A 20047-nucleotide genomic window follows, 5' to 3' on the forward strand; every position below is an offset into this window, starting at 1 on the left:
TTTAGTCTAATTTTTTGTTTTTACCAACAACATTTCCGCCACTTGGATCAACATTATTTGTTTCTCTAATAGTAACTAACTGAAAGTCATCTCTTTTTTTATTTTTTCCAACAACATTTCCGCCACTTGGATCAACTTCACTGTTTTGTCTTGCGATACCCCCCTGAATTGTTGTTTCTAGACTAGTCCCGTTTGATGTTTCCGGAGTTGCAAACGAAGTTGCTACCATTACTAAAGAAAATAATCCGAATGTTAAAGCTGCTTTTTTCATGATTTGAGGTGTTTATGTTTGATTTTTTTGTTATGGGTTTAATGACTGCCTATTGCTAATCATGGTGTAAAACTACACCCACATTCGAAAAAAATTTATACAAAAAATCTAGTTTATGGTAAACTGTACCCAATTGGTAGTAAACGGGCATCAAATCAATGTAATTGCTTAATTATTAGACTTCTAAGTAATTTCCTGCAACAAAATCAGCGATAATTAAATCGACATTTGATTTATAGGTTTTAGAGAACGGAATTTTTTTAGTTGAGTTTTTGATGTAACAAAGGGAATTTCCGCTATGAATTCTCGAAATATAATTTCGGTTTATAATATAACTATTGTGAATTCTTATAAATGGGTATGATAATAAGCCCTCAAAGTGCTTTAATGTTTTAAAAGCGGTTATCATTTCACCGGAATTCAAATAAATATCTGTCGAGTTATTATCAGCCTGGAAATAACAAATATCTGTTGATGTTATATAGCGATAATCGCCATAGGACTTAATACAGATAACAAGAGGTTTTTCGATACCTGACGGTATTTGTGCAAATGGCACTATTGAAGAAGGTATTGCAGGCGTTACTTCGGCCGGATCTGTTTCTACATTACTTTTTTTAAGCTTTAAAATGGTCTTGAGCAAATCGACGGAAACAAGAGGTTTTAATATATAATCAAAAACCCCATATTGAATGGCCTCAAAAGCCAATTCTTTCTGAACTGTTGTAATAACTATTTTAGGCAAATGCGATAAAAACCGATAGAGTTCGTTGATAAAAGCAAGCGATAAATTACTGGAGATGTCTTTGGGATCAATTTCCAGAAAAACAATCGACGGACGATGTTCTAAAACCAGGCTTAATCCTTCCTGATAATTCGCTGCTGCTGCTATAAAAGTCAATTCTGAAAAACCCTCTGCAATATTTCTGGTTTTCAAAACGCTTTCAGCATCATCATCAATTATAATATACGAATACTTTTTCAACTTTAATTTTTATTGATTTTTCCTAAATCCCCAACGACTATCACCTTAGCTTCATCAATACTTTTGAAAAACTTTATTTAGCATTTTATTCGCAATTAAAAATACGAATTTCAGTTATTTTCCTATTCTATTGTTAATATATAGCAAACAAATGTTAAAACATAAAGATGAATTACCAAAAAAACCGACGAAATACTTCTTTTGGGATTAAAAAAATCCCAAACTCCGTTAAGGAATTTGGGATCTTCATATTGTTAGTAGAAAAAACTACATTTTCATCAACCAGTTTTTCATTGAAACTTCGTTTTCGATAATATCTTTTAATTCAGAAATCTTAACACGGTCCTGTTTCATTGTATCTCTATGACGAATGGTTACTGTTTCGTCTTCAATAGTTTGATGATCTACTGTAATACAAAACGGGGTACCAAGAGCATCTTGTCGTCTGTAACGACGTCCTACCGCATCTTTTTCATCATACGCTACATTGAAATCCCATTTTAAATCTTCGATGATTTTTTTAGAAATTTCAGGTAATCCGTCTTTTTTAACCAATGGTAAAACGGCTGCTTTTGTTGGCGCCAGAACTGATGGCAATTTTAAGACTGTTCTTGTTGAACCGTCTTCTAGAGTTTCTTCCTGTAATGAAGTTGCAAAAACAGCTAAAAACATACGATCTAAACCAACTGAAGTTTCTACTACATACGGAACGTAGTTTTGATTCAGTTCAGCATCAAAATATTGTAATTTTCTACCTGAATATTGTTCGTGCGCTTTCAAGTCAAAATCAGTACGGGAGTGGATACCTTCTAATTCTTTGAAACCAAACGGAAAATTAAACTCGATATCGGCAGCAGCATTTGCATAGTGTGCTAATTTTTCGTGATCGTGAAAACGGTAATTTTCTTTTCCTAATCCTAAAGACAAATGCCATTTTAAGCGGGTTTCTTTCCAATGGTGATACCATTCCATTTCTTCTCCGGGACGAACGAAAAACTGCATTTCCATTTGTTCAAATTCACGCATACGGAAAATGAACTGTCTGGCCACAATTTCGTTTCTAAATGCTTTACCGGTTTGAGCTATTCCAAAGGGAACTTTCATACGTCCAGATTTCTGAACATTTAAAAAGTTCACAAAAATACCCTGAGCTGTTTCCGGACGTAAATATAAATCCATTGCAGAATCTGCAGAAGCTCCAAGTTTAGTTCCGAACATCAGGTTAAATTGCTTTACATCTGTCCAGTTTCTGGAACCGGTTTCTGGATCGGCAATTTCTAATTCTTCGATTAAGGCTTTTACATCCTGAAGATCTTCGCTCATCCCTTTTGCAAGTCTTTCAAGAATTTCTTTTTTCTTAGAAAGATATTCTACAACACGAGCATTTGTGGTAATAAACTCTTCTCTATTAAAAGCATCACCAAAACGGGCTTTTGCTTTTTCAATTTCTTTTTCAGCTTTTTGATTTAACTTTTCAGCATAATCTTCTACTAAAACGTCAGCTCTATATCTTTTTTTCGAATCTTTATTATCAATTAACGGATCATTGAAAGCATCAACGTGACCTGAAGCTTTCCAGGTTGTTGGATGCATTAATATTGCAGCATCAAGGCCTACAATATTCTCGTTCATCTGAACCATTGATTTCCACCAATATTCACGGATATTCTTTTTTAACTCGACACCATTTTGTGCATAATCATACACTGCACTCAATCCATCGTATACTTCGCTTGACGGAAAAATAAATCCGTACTCTTTTGCGTGCGAAACCACATTCTTAAATATATCTTCTTGTTTTGCCATAGTGATGCAAAAATATAAAAAGTCCGTTTAAAAAAAAGAAAAATTATAAAGATTGAGCCCTTGATTTGATTATTTTTGTAACTAAATTCCTTCTATTTGTGTTTAATTATATTATCAACCTGTTTTTCCCTAAAGTTTGCGCGGGATGTCGTTCCATTTTAATTCATAACGAAACCGTTTTATGTACCATTTGTCGTCATGAAATGCCTCTTACCCAATATTATTTAGATCCAAAAAATGAAGCTGTCAAGAAATTTTACGGAAAGATTGCGATTGAGCATGCATCGGCACTTTTGTATTTTAATAAAAAAGGAATCGTACAGGAACTCATTCACAATTTAAAATACAAAGGCCATGAAGAGATTGGAACTCTTTTAGGAAATTGGTATGTCGAAGATTTGAAAGAACTGGGTTTAGAAATTCCTTTTGACATTATAATTCCGGTTCCGCTCCATAAAAGAAAATTTAAGGAAAGAGGGTACAATCAGGTAACTACTTTTGGAAAAGCATTGGCAGAAGGGCTAGAGATTGAATTTAACGATTCTATTTTGTATCGAAAGAGATACTCTAAAACACAATCTAAAAAAAATCTTTTAGGAAGATCTGATAATATTGACAATCTGTTTGATGTAACTTGTATAGAAAAAAATCAGCATAAACATTTTTTAATTGTTGATGATGTTTTAACTACAGGTGCTACTCTTGAAGCCTGTTCCAGGGCCTTACAAAAAATTCCGGGAGCTAAAATCAGTATTGTTTGTATGGCAATAGCGAACTCATAACTTAGAATTCCAATATTTTTAAATTCCAAATTCCAATCGGATAACAGCGCCGTTTGAAATTTGGAATTTTTCTATCTGAATTTAATTAACTATTATCTTTTTAACCGTTCTGCGGTCGCCATCAATAACAGTTACAAAGTAAATTCCTGAAGCCACATCTGACAACTGAATATTCTGATTGAAGAAAGATGTAGGGTCGAATGTTTTAAAATAAACTTTTTTACCTAATATATCATGTACATAAACCTGAGCCCTGTTTAAAGAATCACTTGTAAACTGTACTGTAAAATTTCCTTTGTTTGGATTTGGATAAAGAACAAATTCTACATCCTCTAAAACAGGTGTTCCCAGGGTAAAAGTCTGGTTACAAATATTTACTGAGGCCGAATTTATTTTTCCAAAGTTCCCTACAACAGCATCACGAACTCTAAAAGTCCAGGTTCCCTGAGGATTTTGACCATTGAAAGCATTTAATAAATCTACCGGAACAACAATTTGACTTGTTGTTTTAGAACAATCCAGCTCAACTCCCGCATCATCAAACTGAAGTGCTAAAGTAGACTGAATACCTCCGCAGCTTTTATTGTACAAATTTACAATTGTTCCCTGCGGGCTTACTATTTGAAGTTCAAAATCAGATAGTTTATCGTGTGTTACATTTACCAAAACATTTACATCCGAGACAGTCCCGGTGGAAGCCGGTACATTTACCGTTCTGGTAGTAAAAGTTGAAGTGGAGGTATAAGGGATATCAAAAGCGCTTCCGAAACTATAGGAATCACAAGTTGTTGTTGAAGTATATCCAACCGAAAAGGATTTGCGGTTTACAGCATAATAAACGTTGGCCGTTGGCTGAACCAAAACCCTGCAATTGGTTGAAGCCTCTATACTGGCTGGAATCTGAACGGTTTCTGAACCATCATTTGCCGTGTTTGAAGCTAAAAGAATTGGATAGGTCAAACCTCCATCTAACGACAATTTAATATTAACCGTTGAAGAACCCTGTAAAGTATTTGTATTATTAACTGTCCAGGTTATGGTCTGACTTGATCCTTTTTGCCAGCTTACATCATCGCTATTTTGAGACGAAACTGTAAATGGCCCGGCGTTAGCCACTACATTTAAAGTCATCGTATCCGTATTCGTCTGAGCCGTTCCTAAAGGAGCATTATCTCTTGCTGTTAACGTAAAATGCAAGGTTCTTGCAATAGACGAAACAGATTCCCAGGTGGTCGTTAATTTATTTTGAAGCACTGTACTTAAAGCCGGAAAATAGCGAACCGGAGAACTTACCGGATTGAAAGACCTGAATAAAGGCCCGTCTGGTTTTGTTGGATAAGCTACGCTATTACTGTTTGCGGTTGTCGACGATGTGGCACTATCAAATTGTTCCCAGGTGTAAGTTAGGGTATCGCCATCAGGATCTGAACCTGTACCGGTTAAAAAGAATGCAGTACCCATTGGGATTGTATAATCTAAACCGGCATTGACCACAGGAGGATTATTGGTGAGTGGTAAATTAACTCCGCAGCTTTTTGAGGCGAGATTATTTTGAATTTGCAAAATACTGACATACGCAAAATAATCATCTGAATTTGGCTGAACATCATACCCTTTAGATACTCCGGCATAGCCCATAATAGTAGATCCGCTTCCTGGCTCCACATTTACGCCTGTGCGTTCGGTACCATCAAAAGAAAAACTATGGTTGGCACCAAATTGATGGCCCATTTCATGTGCTACAAAATCGATATCAAAAGTATCACCCTGAGGTTTACCATCAGATGGAGAGGTATAAGCACTTCCTTTTCCTATCACATTTGATGGGGTCGGACTATCACAAATACAACCTATACAAGCTGCATTTCCGCCACCGCCGGAGGCTCCAAATAAATGACCAATATCATAATTTCCTTCTCCTATCACGCTTGTCAACGTACTTTGAACTTCTTTACTCCAGTAATCATTGCCATCTGAATTATCTGTCGATGTTCCCTTACCGGCATTAGAGTATGGATCTGTGGCAGCATCTGCATAAATTACGGCGTCGTTATTTGCAATTAAAACTACTTTTACGGCAAGATCTTTATTAAAAACACCATTTACTCTTGTCAATGTAGCATTCATTCCGGCCAATGCACCGGCTTTTGTGCCACCAAAAAAAGTGGTGTACTCGCCTGTACAGGAAAGCGCTAGCCTGAATGTCCTGAAAACTCTATTATTTGCAGCCGTTTTTGCAGTTGTAGTATTCTTATTTGTATTAGCAATATCATTAACATTACAAACTAACGGAGAAGTTAAATTAGGACTATTCTCTGAGGTAAATAAAACATAAACGGATTTATCCTCCGGATTTTGCTCTATAAATTCAGACGGTTTATCGGCACGAAGTACCATTGTCTGTATTCCGCCCGGGTCCAGGCTAAAATGAATCTTAGCTGTTTTATCGTCTAATCCATTTCCTTCATAAGCTCGTATTTCGGGATATTTTGCTTGCAGTTCAGGTTCAAAATTTGAAGATTCCCAAACGGTAAATCTTTCTATAACCCCATTCGAATTTGGAATTGTAATTTCTGAAGTACTGTTAGTGGATGACTTATTTGTTGATGTATTGAGTTTTATATTTAAAAAATCTGAATTAAGTCTGTAATATGATCTTTGCGGGTCAGAAGCATTGGCTCTTTTTACCGTAGCAACAGAAGAAACCTTGTGCCACAAATCATCGCTTTGAGCATGAATTTTTACACAACAAAAAATAATAACTAATAGGAGTAGTTGTTTTTTCATACTTCGTGATATTTGAAAATCAAAATTAAGTGAATTAAATTAAATTCTTACACATTATAAGACAATTAATGCTTTTTGATCGACGAGTAACCCCATTTTCACAAAAAGAAATATAATCTCATTAAAAATCAATTAAGCTTAGTATAAAATTTAAAATAGATAACATAAATTTGCAGCATCTTAAATTATTTGTTTTGAAGCTCTTTCATTCTATAAACGATTTTCAGTCAACCAAGAAAACAATTTTAACTCTTGGCACCTTTGACGGCGTACATATTGGTCACAAAAAAATTCTGGAACGAATTACTCAAAACACAGAAAACGGAAAATATGAAAGTTTAGTATTAACTTTTTTTCCGCATCCAAGAATGGTTTTACAGGAAAAATCAGAAATCAGGCTTTTAAATACAATTGCTGAAAAAACAAAGCTTCTGGAAGCAACGGGAATTGAAAACCTTGTAATTCATCCTTTTAACGAAAGTTTTTCCAGATTAACTGCAGAAGAATTTGTGCATTCTATTTTAGTGGAACAATTTCATATTCAGAAAATAATTATTGGTCATGATCATCGTTTTGGAAGAAACAGAACTGCCAATATTGACGATTTAATCGCTTTTGGGGCCGAATACGGTTTTGAAGTGGAGCAAATTTCGGCACAGGAAATTCAGGATGTCTCTGTAAGTTCAACCAAAATCAGAAAAGCGCTTAACGAAGGAAATATGGATTTGGCCAACGAATATTTAGGATATGCTTATTTTTTATCCGGAGAAGTCGTTAAAGGAAAACAATTAGGAAGAACGATTGGTTTTCCAACAGCTAACATTCAGATTGACGAAGATTACAAGCTAATTCCCAAAAATGGTGTTTATGTGGTAAAAGCGCTTGTAGATCAAAAAGAAGTTTTTGGAATGATGAACATTGGGTTTAATCCAACCGTAAACGGACAAAAACAAACAATCGAAGTAAACCTATTTGACTTTGATGCTGATATTTATGGCCAAAAAATTGAAGTTTCTTTATTACAATATCTTCGCGAAGAACAAAAGTTCGGATCGGTAGATTTATTAAAAGCACAATTAAATCAGGACAAAACAAGTGCTTTGGCATTTATACGCCAGCTCTAAAAAACAATCCATTCATATTTTTACCCTTTTCAAATCATCGTAGTTCTTTTTTTAGTAAATTTGATATATAATTCTGTTTATCAAATGTTTACTATTAACTTCTTTAAAAATAACCACGATGAAATTACCTAAAGAAATTACCAACGGTTTTTTGATATTCCTCGGAATAGGCATTTATTTTTTATTGATGAACGTTTTAGGTTTAGCTCATTTATTTTATTTACGTACCCTAAATGTGTTTTTTATATTTTACGGTGTCAATAAAACGATGCGAATGAACCTTCATGAAGGCGAAACTAATTTTGTGTCAAATGCCGTTTCTGCAATGGCAACTTCTGTAGTTGGCGTGGCATTGAGCGTTTTTGGATTATTAGTGTACAGTTATGCCAGAGGTGGAGATGCGTATGTAAAAACATTATCTGAAACTTTTATGTTTGGAGGAAATCCATCCGTTCCAACTTATTGCATTTGTTTATTGTTTGAAGGCGTAGCCTCGTCAGTAATTGTCACTTTAATGATGATGTTGTATTGGAATAATAAATATGTCGCCGATTAATTTTTTAAAATAAATCAAACTTTTTAGCACTCTAAAATCATAAAATTTTACAATTATATGATTTTAGAGTGCTTGTTTTTTGAAAATACCTGCTAAATCTTCATTTAAGCAATCAATATTGCCGGTTAGAACAATTTAATTACTTTTGAAGCTTCAAAAACAATGTATCTATGAGCATTACCAAACACAACTGGACCAAAGACGAAATAATCGCCATTTATAATAAACCTATGATGGACCTGCTGTATGAAGCAGCAACAATTCACAGACAGAAACACGATCCGAACGTAGTTCAGGTATCTACTTTACTTTCGATCAAAACCGGAGGCTGTCCGGAAGATTGTGGTTATTGTCCGCAAGCTGCACGTTACAACACAGGTGTTGAAGGAAATGACTTAATGAGCGTAAGCCAGGTTAAAGCACAGGCTTTACGCGCAAAATCAAACGGGTCATCCCGCGTTTGTATGGGAGCTGCCTGGAGAAACGTAAAAGATGGTGAAGAATTTGATCAGGTTTTGGAAATGGTTCGTACGATCAATAAACTAGATATGGAGGTTTGTTGTACACTGGGTATGATTACCGAAAATCAGGCGCAACGTCTGGCCGAAGCAGGTTTATATGCTTACAATCACAATTTAGATACTTCTGAAGAATATTATAAAGATGTCATTTCGACCCGTGGTTTTGAGGACCGTTTACAAACGATCGAAAATGTTCGTAAAACGAATGTTACGGTTTGCAGCGGCGGAATTATTGGAATGGGAGAAAGTATCGAAGACAGGGCCGGAATGCTTGTAGCGCTTTCGACATTAAATCCCCAGCCGGAATCTGTGCCCATTAATGCTTTGGTTGCGGTTGAAGGAACGCCCATGGAAGAGGAAAAACCAGTTGAAATCTGGGAAATGATTCGTATGGTAGCCACTACCAGAATTATTATGCCGGATACACAAGTACGTTTATCCGCCGGAAGAACCACCATGAGCCGTGAAGGACAGGCTATGTGCTTTTTTGCCGGCGCCAATTCTATTTTTGCAGGAGATAAATTGCTTACTACGCCAAATCCTGATGTTCACGAAGACATGAAAATGTTTGAAATGTTAGGTTTGAATCCGCAGAAACCATTTACGAAAGTTTCTCAGCCTAAAACCGTCGAAGCTGCCGATTCTCAATTTGCTTCATTAGGAGAAAAACCGAAATGGTCAAGACCGGGACATACTATTGAAAAAAATCTTGAAGCTTCGATTAGATCAAAAATTTAATTCATAGAGTTAAAAAATCTTAATAAATATTTTTAAATTGCTTATGACCAGAGTTATAAGCAATTTTTTTATTTATAAATATGAAGTTAAAGCAAATTGAAAGGGTAAAAAAAATCTCAAAAGCTGATTTTATATCCCAATATGTAAAAAAACAAATACCTGTTGTTGTCGAAGAGCTAACGGAAGATTGGCCTGCCTATCATAAATGGAAATTATCTTATATTAATGAAATCGCAGGAGACACTATTGTCCCTTTGTACGATAACAGACCGGTGAATCATGAAGATGGTTTTAATGAAGCCCATACCAAAATGAAAATGAGCGATTACATTGCTCTTTTAGAATCAAAACCTACGAACTACCGAATCTTTCTTTATAATTTAATGAAAGAGGTGCCTTCATTAAACAATGACTTTTTATGGCCGGATATTGGCTTAAAACTGGTAAAGCAGATGCCAATGTTGTTTTTTGGCGGAGAGAACTCGAAAGTATTTATGCATTATGACATTGATTATTCGAATATTCTGCATTTTCACTTTCATGGCGAAAAGCAATGCATGATTTTTGCCCCGGATCAGTCTAAATATATGTACAAAGTACCTCATGCCTTAATCTCCAGGGAAGACATTGATTTCGATAATCCTGATTATGAAAAATTCCCTGCCCTGAAAAACGCCGAAGGATTTATTACCAATCTAAAACACGGCGAAATGTTATATATGCCGGAAGGATACTGGCACTATATGAAATATCTTACACCGGGATTTTCTATGAGTTTAAGGGCATTTCCAAAGAATATTACCCATTTATCAAAAGCCGTTTACAATGTTCTCATTATGCGCTATTTTGATATTTTGATGCGAAAAGTAAAAGGCCAGAAATGGATTGATTATAAAAATGAGAAGGCCATTCAGAATACCAATCAAAACTTGCGAAAGAGTGCCTGATAAAGATTCTTAGTAATGAAAAAGCAGTTATGGTTTATAATCCCATAACTGCTTTTTTATTTGTTTTTAAATATTTAGAATACAATTTTTCGAGTTGCTGTATAATTATTCTCTAAAGTTACTTTGACCAACAAAACCTGATTGCCCGATGGCAAATTAGATATTAACAGTTCTAAATTTTCAATGTTCTTTTTGTTGTACAATTGTTTCCCCGATACATCAAAAACAGCAACATCTTTTATGTTTTCATTAGAGGATACTATATCAATCACTTTGTTTTTTACGGAAACATGAACACCATTTTCAGTATTCTGAAAATCTTCGTTTCCTAAAGTTGTATTCGTATATCTTAAAACCAGACGATCTGTAAAAGTTCCTACAGCAGTTGTAAACGTATAGTTTGAGGCACGTAAATCATGTATTACCCCGGTAGTTTTATCCTCTATATAAATTGCCTGATTAATCATATCCCCATCTACTTCATCAATAGAAATGGTAAAGTCTCCTGGAATGATAGTGCGATATCCTAAGGGAACTACGTCTGAATTTGTAAATGGTAAGGCACGGCCCTGAATCATATATTTATTTCCATTATTTACACTGTAAAAATCCAGATATGGGTTAGCATCAAGCGAAACCCCATCATATCTGATATCATATTCATTCGTTGCACCTTCTATGTATGCTACTAATAATTGTTTAAACGCTCCACCCGTATTAGTCATGTTTAGCCAAATGCGATGTTTTTCTAAAACGGTTGCCTTTGACGTATTTTCGGTTCTAAAAAATTGACTATTATTGGCCCCTCCTAATCGCATTGAATTGTTAAATTTAACTTTTCCACCGCTTACAGCATTTACATAAAATGCTTGTCCTGCACCTATTTTCCCGGTTGGCTTTTTACCATTATCATTGCCTGGAATATCAGAATGTAATGGGTCTGATTTTGCTGATACTCCACCACTCTGATTGTAACTGGCATAATCATCAGGAGTATATTGTTGAGTTGGCGTAGGTTTTGCCGGGGTATTATGTGTCCAGAAATAAATTGTTCCATTTAGAATCGAATTTTGACTGATGAGGGCATCAGCGCTTAAAGCAGATGGATATGGATTTCCAATTACATAATAGTTTCCAGCTACCAGAAGTTCTCCTTCTAAATCTCCATTATTAGGAACGCCGTTAAAAAGAGCAGTGTAAGATTGCTTTGTGCTATTGTTATAGGTATCCGGACCCCTAATAATATACCCTTTACCTACAACCATATTACTTTGTCTATCGGTCACTACCCATTGTGTACCATCGTTACCAAAGTATTTATTGTAGGTTGTTAAAGGCGAAACATCAATGAGTTTTTGAGGGTTTACCGGTGTAGACCAGTAAATATAATCCTTCTGGAAAATTGGCGGGGCTATACGTTCATAACTAATATTACCTGAGTTTGCCACATTATTAACCTGAACTAAACTAGAGTTGTTTTTAAATGTCAATGTAGTTCCTGCTGCCGCATCAACCACTAGTCCATTCGTAATTACTAGTGTGTTTAATGTGTTTATGGTAACGTTTTTTCCTCCGTTTATATGACACGTACAACTATTTATATCACCCGTTGAAGAAAAATCATCTGCGAATATAATATTTTGTTCTGCCGTTGGTGTTCCATTTGACCATCCTCCTGCTATTGTATAGGTATTCGTTACCAAAGAATTGATTACAAGATTTTGTAATGGTGCCGAAGTACAACTTCCCGGATATTTAACAGTAAAATTATAGCTTCCGGGAATTAGTCCCGTAATTGTATAAGTTGTTAAATCAGCACCTATACCACCTGTATAGGTATTTGAAACAGTACCACTTTGAACAATTGTATAATCGTTCCTGTTTGGCAGCCCTTTTAAAACTATAGTACCAGTCGGCACGGCACAAGTTGGCTGCACTGAAGAATTGTACTGTGGAGAAGCAGTAATGTAATTTACTATTACTGGATAAGTTGCTGTTACAAGATAAGGAGTCGAGCAAGCTGGCGACGCCGTAACTGTCATTGTTAATGTAATTTGATTTCCTATGTCTGCAGCTGCAGAATTGTAAGTTGGTGTAAGTGTTGTAGCGTCTACCAAAGATCCGGCACCATTGTGTGTCCATAAAATAGTTCCATTTGTTGCAGAAGCTCCGCTAACAGTAGCAGATCCATTAGCACAAATTGTTTGGGAACCTGAGGTAGTAGCTGTTGGAGCATCCAGAATATTAATAGTATAATTTGCTGTTGCTATTTGTGGAGAACATGCATTATTACTTGTAACCGTCATGGTTAAAATAACTGTTCGTGCTGCTCCCCCTAAAGATGGGGTATACGTTGGCGTAAGTGTTGTTGGGTTAGATAATGTGCCCGAACCGCCACTAAAAGTCCATTGAATAGTCCCATTTGCAGCCGAAGCACCTGTTACTGTGGCTGAACTATTAGAACAAATCGTTGTACTCCCTCCGGCGGTAGCTGTTGGTAAGCTAGAAATTGTAACGTTTGTTGCTACAGAAAAAGCACTTTCGCAACCTCCGGCATTTACTACTTTTACGGTATAACTTCCGGCTGATGTAACCACAATGCTTTGTGTAGTTTCGCCTGTAGACCATACATTATTTGAGGCTGAACTTGAAGTTAAGGTTACGCTACTGGTTTGACAAATATTCAAAGGCCCGGAAGCCGATATAGTAGGTACTGCAGGAATTGCAATAGTACTAGTAGATGTTGGAGATGGCACCCCATAAACACTAGGTCCGCAACCATTTCTCGCCAAAACCCTGTAATAGTAAACCGTTCCGGGTGTTAACCCTGTAAAGGTATAGGTTGTAGCGGTAATTCCGGTATAGGTTTGAGTAACTGCAGTAGCAGGAAATGTATTATTCGTAGAAATTTGTACTTCATAAGTTATAGCATTAGTCGCTGCATTCCATGACATTGTAAACTGAGTACACCAATTTCCGGATGCTGTTACTGATCCCGGAACAGTAGGAACTGTACTTATTGTTGTTGTATTTTGAGTAGCTGAATAAGCTGCACTATTACCACATCCATTTTTACCTTTTATTCTGTAATAATATACTGTTCCTGCTGCCAAACCTGTTACCTGATATGTATTTACGTTTCCAACATCTACATTTAGGTATAAAAAACTTGCAAATACATTAGAAGTAGATACATCCAATAAATAACTTGTTGCATTGGCAACAGTAGTCCAGTTCGCATTAAAAACAGCACAATTTGTATTTGTTGCCCCACTTGAAACTACATTATCCGGTATCGCATTTGAAGTAGTTGCCATTTGAATTGCAGCGCCTCCTGTAACACTGGTATTACATCCGTTTTTGGCTCTTACCCTATAATAATAAGGGGTTCCGGCTGTCAGTCCCGTTATAGTATAGCTGGTTACATTTCCTATATCAAGACCATTATAGGAGCCAACAAAACTTGCAAAATTATTTACAGTTGAAACATCTAATAGATAGCTTGAAGCATTTACTTCTGTATTCCAGTTTGCGGTAAATACAGTACAAACAACATTTGTAACTGGTAATAAAACTACATTACCCGGAGCAGCAGCAGGCTTATACGTTATAGTGTTCGAATTTGCGCTAATACAGGTTCCATTAAATGCTCTCACCCGATAATAATAAGTTGTTGCATTACTTAAACCTGTAACATTATATGTCAACACATTTCCAACATTCAAAGCATTATATGTACCTACAAAACTTCCAAAATTAATATCTGTTGAAACATCTAATAAATAATAAGTTGAGCCTGAAACTGCCTGCCAATTTGCTGTAATTTGAGTACACGTAGCTCCTGTCCCTGCTAAAGCAACAGGCGCAGTACCCGAAGAAGTTGTAACAACTGTAGTACTATTCCCGGAACTAATAGTTGAAGTACAATTATCAGCGGCGTTTACACTTGTTCCTGACGTTAATGATGTTATTAATAGACTTTTATTACCTAAAACTGTAAAACCAGGGGCAATAAAAGTACCTGTTCCTGCTACAGTTACGTTCATATTTACAGGAGTTTGTGTAACTCCTCCCACCTGATAGGCAACACTATAGAATCCTACTGGCAAGTTACCATTAAGCGTAATTACCGATGAATTTCCCGAGCAAACATTCACAACAGATGCAGAAGTACTGGTTAAACTATACGTAGGGCAAGTATAAATCATGGTTATTTTCCCCGCACCACCTGCACCACCTGTTCCAACAGAACCTAAAAGAGACGATTTTGATCCACTTCCGCCACCGCCAGGCTGAGTACCTGCATTACCATTGCTATTCCCTAATAGATTACTAATACTTGCACCTCCTGCACCGCCACTATTCCCTCCTTGTCCTCCAATACCTGAAATTGCAGGCAAAAGAGTTTGTCCTCCTCCTCCTGCTCCACCATCATTTTTTGTCTGACCAGTTGATGCAGATGCCAGACCTCCAGCTCCACCAGCAGGACTACCTCCAGCTGAATTTGCTGCCCCGCCGCCGCCGCCAACTGCAGTAACATAACCCGTAATTAAAGAAGAATTTCCTGCCTGTCCATCAGCACTACCTCCTCCACCTGCTCCTCCAGTACCAACAGTAACAGATAAATTTATATTTACTCCTGTAGCCATTGTATATAAACCTCCGGCAAAAGCACCACCTCCACCACCGGCAGCAGCTCTTTGGACACTTAGTAAAGGAACTGTGGAACCTCCACCTCCACCTCCGCCTCCCCAGGCATTCATTGTTATAGAGGGAACTCCGGCCGGAACATAAAAAGTAGTTGTTCCTGTATTCGTAAAGCTAACGGTTGTGGTTTGTGCATAAAAAAACAATGGGAATGCAACTAACTGAAGTGTAAGTAAAATTCTTTTCATCGTGGTATTTTTTTATATTTAAAAACATAAACTATTGATCAGAAAAAATCCAGCAAAATGATTTATAAATACCAACAATAAAACAAGGATATTACAATACGTATATCCTAAAAATTACAAGAGAAGAATAATGTAATAAGTACTTTTTGTTTTATTTAATTGGGTCTTTAAATTTGCAATAAGTAATTTGGCAGATAAAACTAAAAAAAAACGACAGAGTCAATTTAACTGAAATAAGAAAGCATAAGAATTGTCTTATTTTGGATTTTACGCATATATAAAAACAAGGTACGATTTTATTTACACTGCTGCAAAATGTTTAAAGTTAAAATGTAAGAATTTAACACTAACAGCATTTTCAACCAACTAAAAAACAAAGTTTTACCTTTAAAACCAAGACATAATGTGTTTTTTAGGTCTCAAATTTGATCTGATCCTTAGTATTCAAAAAAAGGCCTGTTATTTACATTTGAAAGAAAAAAGTTAAAACATAACTTTCTTGTCTATAATAATCTCGCTTTCAAGTTTTACCCTGACCAACAAGACCTGACTCTGGGGGGATAAACTTGATATCTGATATTCCTTGCTTTCTACATTTCTTTTATGATACAGCCTTTTTCCCAAAATATCAAATACAGAGATTTCTTTTATAAATTCTTTTGTTGAAGTTACCTTAAGAATTTTATCTTTAACTAAGACGTAAGTGTTGTTTTCGGGATGTTGAAATTCATTACTCCCTAACGCTTTATTACTATATTTCAATACAAATCGATCGTTAAAAGTTCCTGCCTGAGCAGAAAAAAAATAAGGTTCTTCTTTTAGGTTATGAATTATTTTTAACTCTTTATCTTCAATAAAAACATCTAAGTCCTTAAGAAGTCCATCCATGTGATCAATACTAAAACTAAAATTACCATTTACAGCGATTCTGTAGCCCAGATCTATCGAATCTGTTTCGATAAGAGGCAAAGCCCGCCCCTGAATGACTAATTTTTTATTTTCAACAATGCTGTAAAAATCTACCCATTGATTCGCATTCAAAGCTAAGGCATCATAGTCGTCACCATATAAATTCGTCGCTCCCTGAATATATCCCACTAAGATTTGCTTGAACAGACCTTCAGAGTTCTTAAAGTTCAACCAAATGCGATGTTTTTCAATTCCATTTTGCCTCTTTACTTCTTCATTATTTTTACCTGGCTTAAAAAAACTGGAATTTCTTCCTGCTATGCGCATACTATTATCAAAATCAACAATTCCTGAAACTTTACTGCTAATAAAAAAAGCCTGACCTGCAGCAATTGTGCCATCCGGAACAGTTTCATTAATTCCGGATGCCAACGCTGCTCTGGTGCCTACTCCACCAAGTAAATTATACACCGCATAATCATCAATAGTATATTTTCTATTCATAATGGGTGTATTGTGAGTCCAGAAATACAACGTGCTCACGATTTTTGATTTATTTTTAATCAAAAAGGCATCTGCATTTAACGCTGATGGATAAGGGTTTCCAATCAAGCTAAATTCGTCAAGCTTTTCTAAATTTGCATTAACTTTACCATTGTTTGGAATTCCTTTAAAAACCGCTTCAAAATTTGTCGGAACATTTGTTGAAAAATAAAGAGGTCCCCTAATAATATATCCTTTTCCGGGAATCATGATATTAGAAGGATTTTCATTCCTCCAGTTTTTTAAAATCGAATCAAAAGAGAAGAATTTATCTACTGCTGTATTAGGAGAGACATCTCCTAACTTTTGATATTGAACGGGTGCTGACCAATAGGTATAATCAGATTGTAAAATAGGAGATGATTTTCGTTTTAAATGAATAATCCCTGTATTAATAATGTCATCATCAGATTGATAGAGACTTGCAGAATCTTCCATATTTAAAATTCCGGAACCCGTATAGGCAAATTCGATTCCTAAAGCATTTCCACTTAAAAGTGTAACTTCTTTTCCTGCATCAATCGAGCAACTGCATACATTTGCAGTCGTTAAATTTGGATAATTATCTTTAAACGTTATTTCTTTTCTACCTGACGGAAAACCGTTAGACCATGAAATGCCATTCCAAACAGTTGAATCCAGACATAATTTTAATCTTGCTATTCTGTGTTTTGAAATGCCCGATATTGAGTTGAAATCACCTCCTATAATTAATTTATAATCGGATGTAAACCCCATTGAGTTGACTTTATTATTAAGTTGAGCTGCAAATGACAAATCATAATTTCCAGTTTTTTCTAACCGAATTAATCGCATGGATATGTTGGATTTATACAATCCGGAAAAGGTTCCGCCTGCTAAAATACGATCATCGGGCTGAATCAAAATACTTCGAACATCTCCTTTATTAAAACCTGCACCGGAATCAAAAGTAAAATCTATACTTCCGTTAGGATTTAAACGAACAATACGTTTTTCTACATTTCCTTTATAAGTTAAGAAAGAACCTCCAACAATTATTTTCTGATCAGATTGCACTCCGATTGCATAAACATATTTATCAAAACCAGTTCCTACAATAAAACCGGAATCAACACTTCCGTCAGGATTTAATCGTACTAAACGGGGTGATACATTTCCATTAAAAGTATTAAATCTTCCACCTGCCAGAATTTTACCATCAGGCTGAATAAACAATGTTTCTATAATGGCATCAGCTCCAAGGCCAATATTAAAACCGGGATCACGCAAACCATTTTGCAATAACCGAATTATCCTTGCTGAAGTTGTACCATTATAGCTTGTAAAATTTCCGGCTACAATTACTTTCTGATCAGGTTGAATTGCCATTGCATAAATCTGACTATTGAACCCGGAACCAACAACAAAAGTATTATCTATAGCTCCATCAGGTAAAATCCGAACAATCCTGTTGGATGTAGTTTCATTATATTTTGTAAAACTGCCCCCACAGATAATCTTGTCATCTGATTGTATTACAGCAGATCTTATCAGATTATTAGCTCCGGATTTTCCTGAATTAAAAGTTGAATCATTCCTCCCGTCCTCTAAAATACGTGCTATTCCTGAATTAAAAACTCCATTAAATTTGGTAAAGCTTCCAAATACCATTGTTTTCTTATTTGGCAATGGTACTATTTTTAAAACAGAATTATCAAAACCAATTCCGGCAGACAGATACCCTGTGTCGTGTTCTCCATCACTAGTTATTTTTGCTAATCGCCCCTGGTTTAAACCATCAAAAACCGAAAAAGAACCACCAACGTACCAGGATCCATCAGAGGTATTTGCCAAAGCTAAAACCGATGATGATCCAGGGCCAGATCCTATATCAAAATCAGATTTAAAAGATCCATCAAGATTTAAAAAACATATCCTGTTGACCTCTGTGCCATTATAGAGATCTGTAAAAGATCCTCCTATCATAATGTTTCCGTAAAAATCTGTTTTTATAACCTGTACTGCATCATGACTAAAACCTGATCCTGTACTAAAACTTGTATCACGAGATGCATCCTCGTTAATCCTTATAATCCTGTTGGCAACGACTCCATTATAACTTGTAAAATTTCCTCCAAGAGTAATCTTTCCATCAGGCTGAATTGAAACTGCATTTACATCTGCATTAAAACCTGTACCTATATTAAAATCAGCATCTACACTACCATCAGTATGCAATTTTACCATTCTATTGACAGCGGTATTATTAAATCCTGTAAAGTTTCCGGTTAATAAAATTTTGCCATCAGACAAAATCCTCGCATGTGTAATATTTAAAGAAGAGCCTGAACCGGTAATAAAAGTTGTATCTAAAACTCCGTTAGGAAGAATCCGTGCGACTCTGTTTACTGTATAATTGTTGTATTTTGTAAAACTTCCAACTATAATAATCTTTCCATCGGCTTGCTGGCAAATATCATAAACAATACCATTCGTTACTGCGATAGTAGTATTAAATGTTGCATCATAAGATCCGTCAACATTTAACCGGATTAATCTCTCTGCATTGATTCCGTTAAAAGCTGTAAAACTTCCGCCTACTATTATTTTACCATCGGACTGGATATAAGTCGCATAAATTTTACCATTGAACCCAGTGCCAGTATTAAACGTTTCATCAATACTACCATCTGGTTGCAGGCGGGTCAAATAAGCATTTGCACCCCCATTCAGACTTAAGTAATCTCCTCCAACAATTAACTTTTGATCTGATTGTAAAGACAATGTTCGAACTGTATTGTCAAAACCATCGCCGCTTTGACCATCATCAGCTGTATTAAAAGTAAGATCTACTTTACCTTGTTGCGCTTTAATTGAAGAGTTGTGTAAACAACCCACTAAAATCATGAAAAGAAATATTTTTTTAGTCAAAATAAATAAATTATTGCGGTTAATACTATTTGTAAGAATTAACCGAAATTACATATCTTGTTTTAAACTTACAATACCTACTTTTAGGGATTTTCACATCACTAATAATCCCATAAAAAAACCATTCTGTTTTGCAGAATGGTTTTTTTTATGGGATTAAACTATTGTTTATTTATTATTGAAATATGATTTTTCTTGTTGTCGTAAAATCGTTTTCTAAAGTTATTTTCACTAATAGAACCTGATTAGCTGATGGCAGGTTTTGGATCTGTAATTCGGTACTGCCAACTT

At 35.6% G+C, this 20047-nt stretch carries 11 protein-coding genes; 5 read left to right on the plus strand and 6 right to left on the minus strand.

The genetic code is table 11. The annotated features are described in order from the left end of the window. Position 1: 1 nt before the first annotated feature. From ACHRWY_RS12780 to ACHRWY_RS12790, 3 genes are all read right to left on the minus strand, one after another. Positions 2 to 271: a 3-oxoacyl-ACP reductase gene (locus ACHRWY_RS12780; RefSeq protein ID WP_395355075.1), complete on the minus strand. Its 270-nt coding sequence runs from the start codon at positions 269 to 271 to the stop codon at positions 2 to 4. Between the two features lie 175 nt (positions 272 to 446). Next, entirely contained in the window at positions 447 to 1256 is an 810-nt protein-coding gene (locus tag ACHRWY_RS12785; RefSeq protein WP_395355077.1) for a LytR/AlgR family response regulator transcription factor, read from the minus strand. 267 nt (positions 1257 to 1523) lie between these two features. Beyond that, the gene (locus ACHRWY_RS12790; protein WP_395355078.1) at positions 1524 to 3062 is read right to left on the minus strand and encodes a glycine--tRNA ligase; all 1539 of its coding nucleotides are present in this window, start codon (positions 3060 to 3062) and stop codon (positions 1524 to 1526) included. A gap of 98 nt (positions 3063 to 3160) precedes the next feature. On the opposite strand from ACHRWY_RS12790, the gene ACHRWY_RS12795 reads away from it, so the two are divergent. Then, on the plus strand, positions 3161 to 3844 hold the full coding sequence (locus tag ACHRWY_RS12795) for a ComF family protein (protein WP_395355080.1): 684 nt from the start codon (positions 3161 to 3163) through the stop codon (positions 3842 to 3844). 81 nt (positions 3845 to 3925) lie between these two features. Here the strand turns inward: ACHRWY_RS12795 and ACHRWY_RS12800 are convergent, their stop codons facing one another. Further along, complete coding sequence (locus tag ACHRWY_RS12800) at positions 3926 to 6631, minus strand: reprolysin-like metallopeptidase (protein ID WP_395355082.1); 2706 nt, start codon at positions 6629 to 6631, stop codon at positions 3926 to 3928. Positions 6632 to 6825: 194 nt separating this feature from the next. Here ACHRWY_RS12800 and ACHRWY_RS12805 point away from each other — a divergent pair, with 194 nt between their 5' ends. The 4 genes from ACHRWY_RS12805 to ACHRWY_RS12820 all read left to right on the plus strand — a co-directional run bounded on the left by ACHRWY_RS12805 (position 6826) and on the right by ACHRWY_RS12820 (position 10517). Then, positions 6826 to 7755: a bifunctional riboflavin kinase/FAD synthetase gene (locus ACHRWY_RS12805; RefSeq protein WP_395355083.1), complete on the plus strand. Its 930-nt coding sequence runs from the start codon at positions 6826 to 6828 to the stop codon at positions 7753 to 7755. 118 nt (positions 7756 to 7873) lie between these two features. After that, positions 7874 to 8311 carry a hypothetical protein gene (locus ACHRWY_RS12810; protein ID WP_395355084.1) on the plus strand — a complete coding sequence of 146 codons (438 nt, stop codon included), beginning with the start codon at positions 7874 to 7876 and terminating at the stop codon, positions 8309 to 8311. 170 nt (positions 8312 to 8481) lie between these two features. After that, complete coding sequence (gene bioB, locus ACHRWY_RS12815) at positions 8482 to 9570, plus strand: biotin synthase BioB (RefSeq protein WP_395355086.1); 1089 nt, start codon at positions 8482 to 8484, stop codon at positions 9568 to 9570. Positions 9571 to 9650: 80 nt separating this feature from the next. Continuing rightward, the gene (locus tag ACHRWY_RS12820) at positions 9651 to 10517 is read left to right on the plus strand and encodes a cupin-like domain-containing protein (protein WP_395355087.1); all 867 of its coding nucleotides are present in this window, start codon (positions 9651 to 9653) and stop codon (positions 10515 to 10517) included. A 74-nt stretch (positions 10518 to 10591) separates the two neighbouring features. Here the strand turns inward: ACHRWY_RS12820 and ACHRWY_RS12825 are convergent, their stop codons facing one another. Then, positions 10592 to 15412, minus strand: a complete 4821-nt coding sequence (locus tag ACHRWY_RS12825; protein ID WP_395355089.1) for a fibronectin type III domain-containing protein — start codon at positions 15410 to 15412, stop codon at positions 10592 to 10594. Positions 15413 to 15895: 483 nt separating this feature from the next. Further along, the gene (locus ACHRWY_RS12830; protein WP_395355091.1) at positions 15896 to 19732 is read right to left on the minus strand and encodes a T9SS sorting signal type C domain-containing protein; all 3837 of its coding nucleotides are present in this window, start codon (positions 19730 to 19732) and stop codon (positions 15896 to 15898) included. Positions 19733 to 20047 lie beyond the last annotated feature (315 nt).

This window comes from Flavobacterium sp. FlaQc-48, from assembly GCF_044007335.1.
GTDB lineage: Bacteria > Bacteroidota > Bacteroidia > Flavobacteriales > Flavobacteriaceae > Flavobacterium.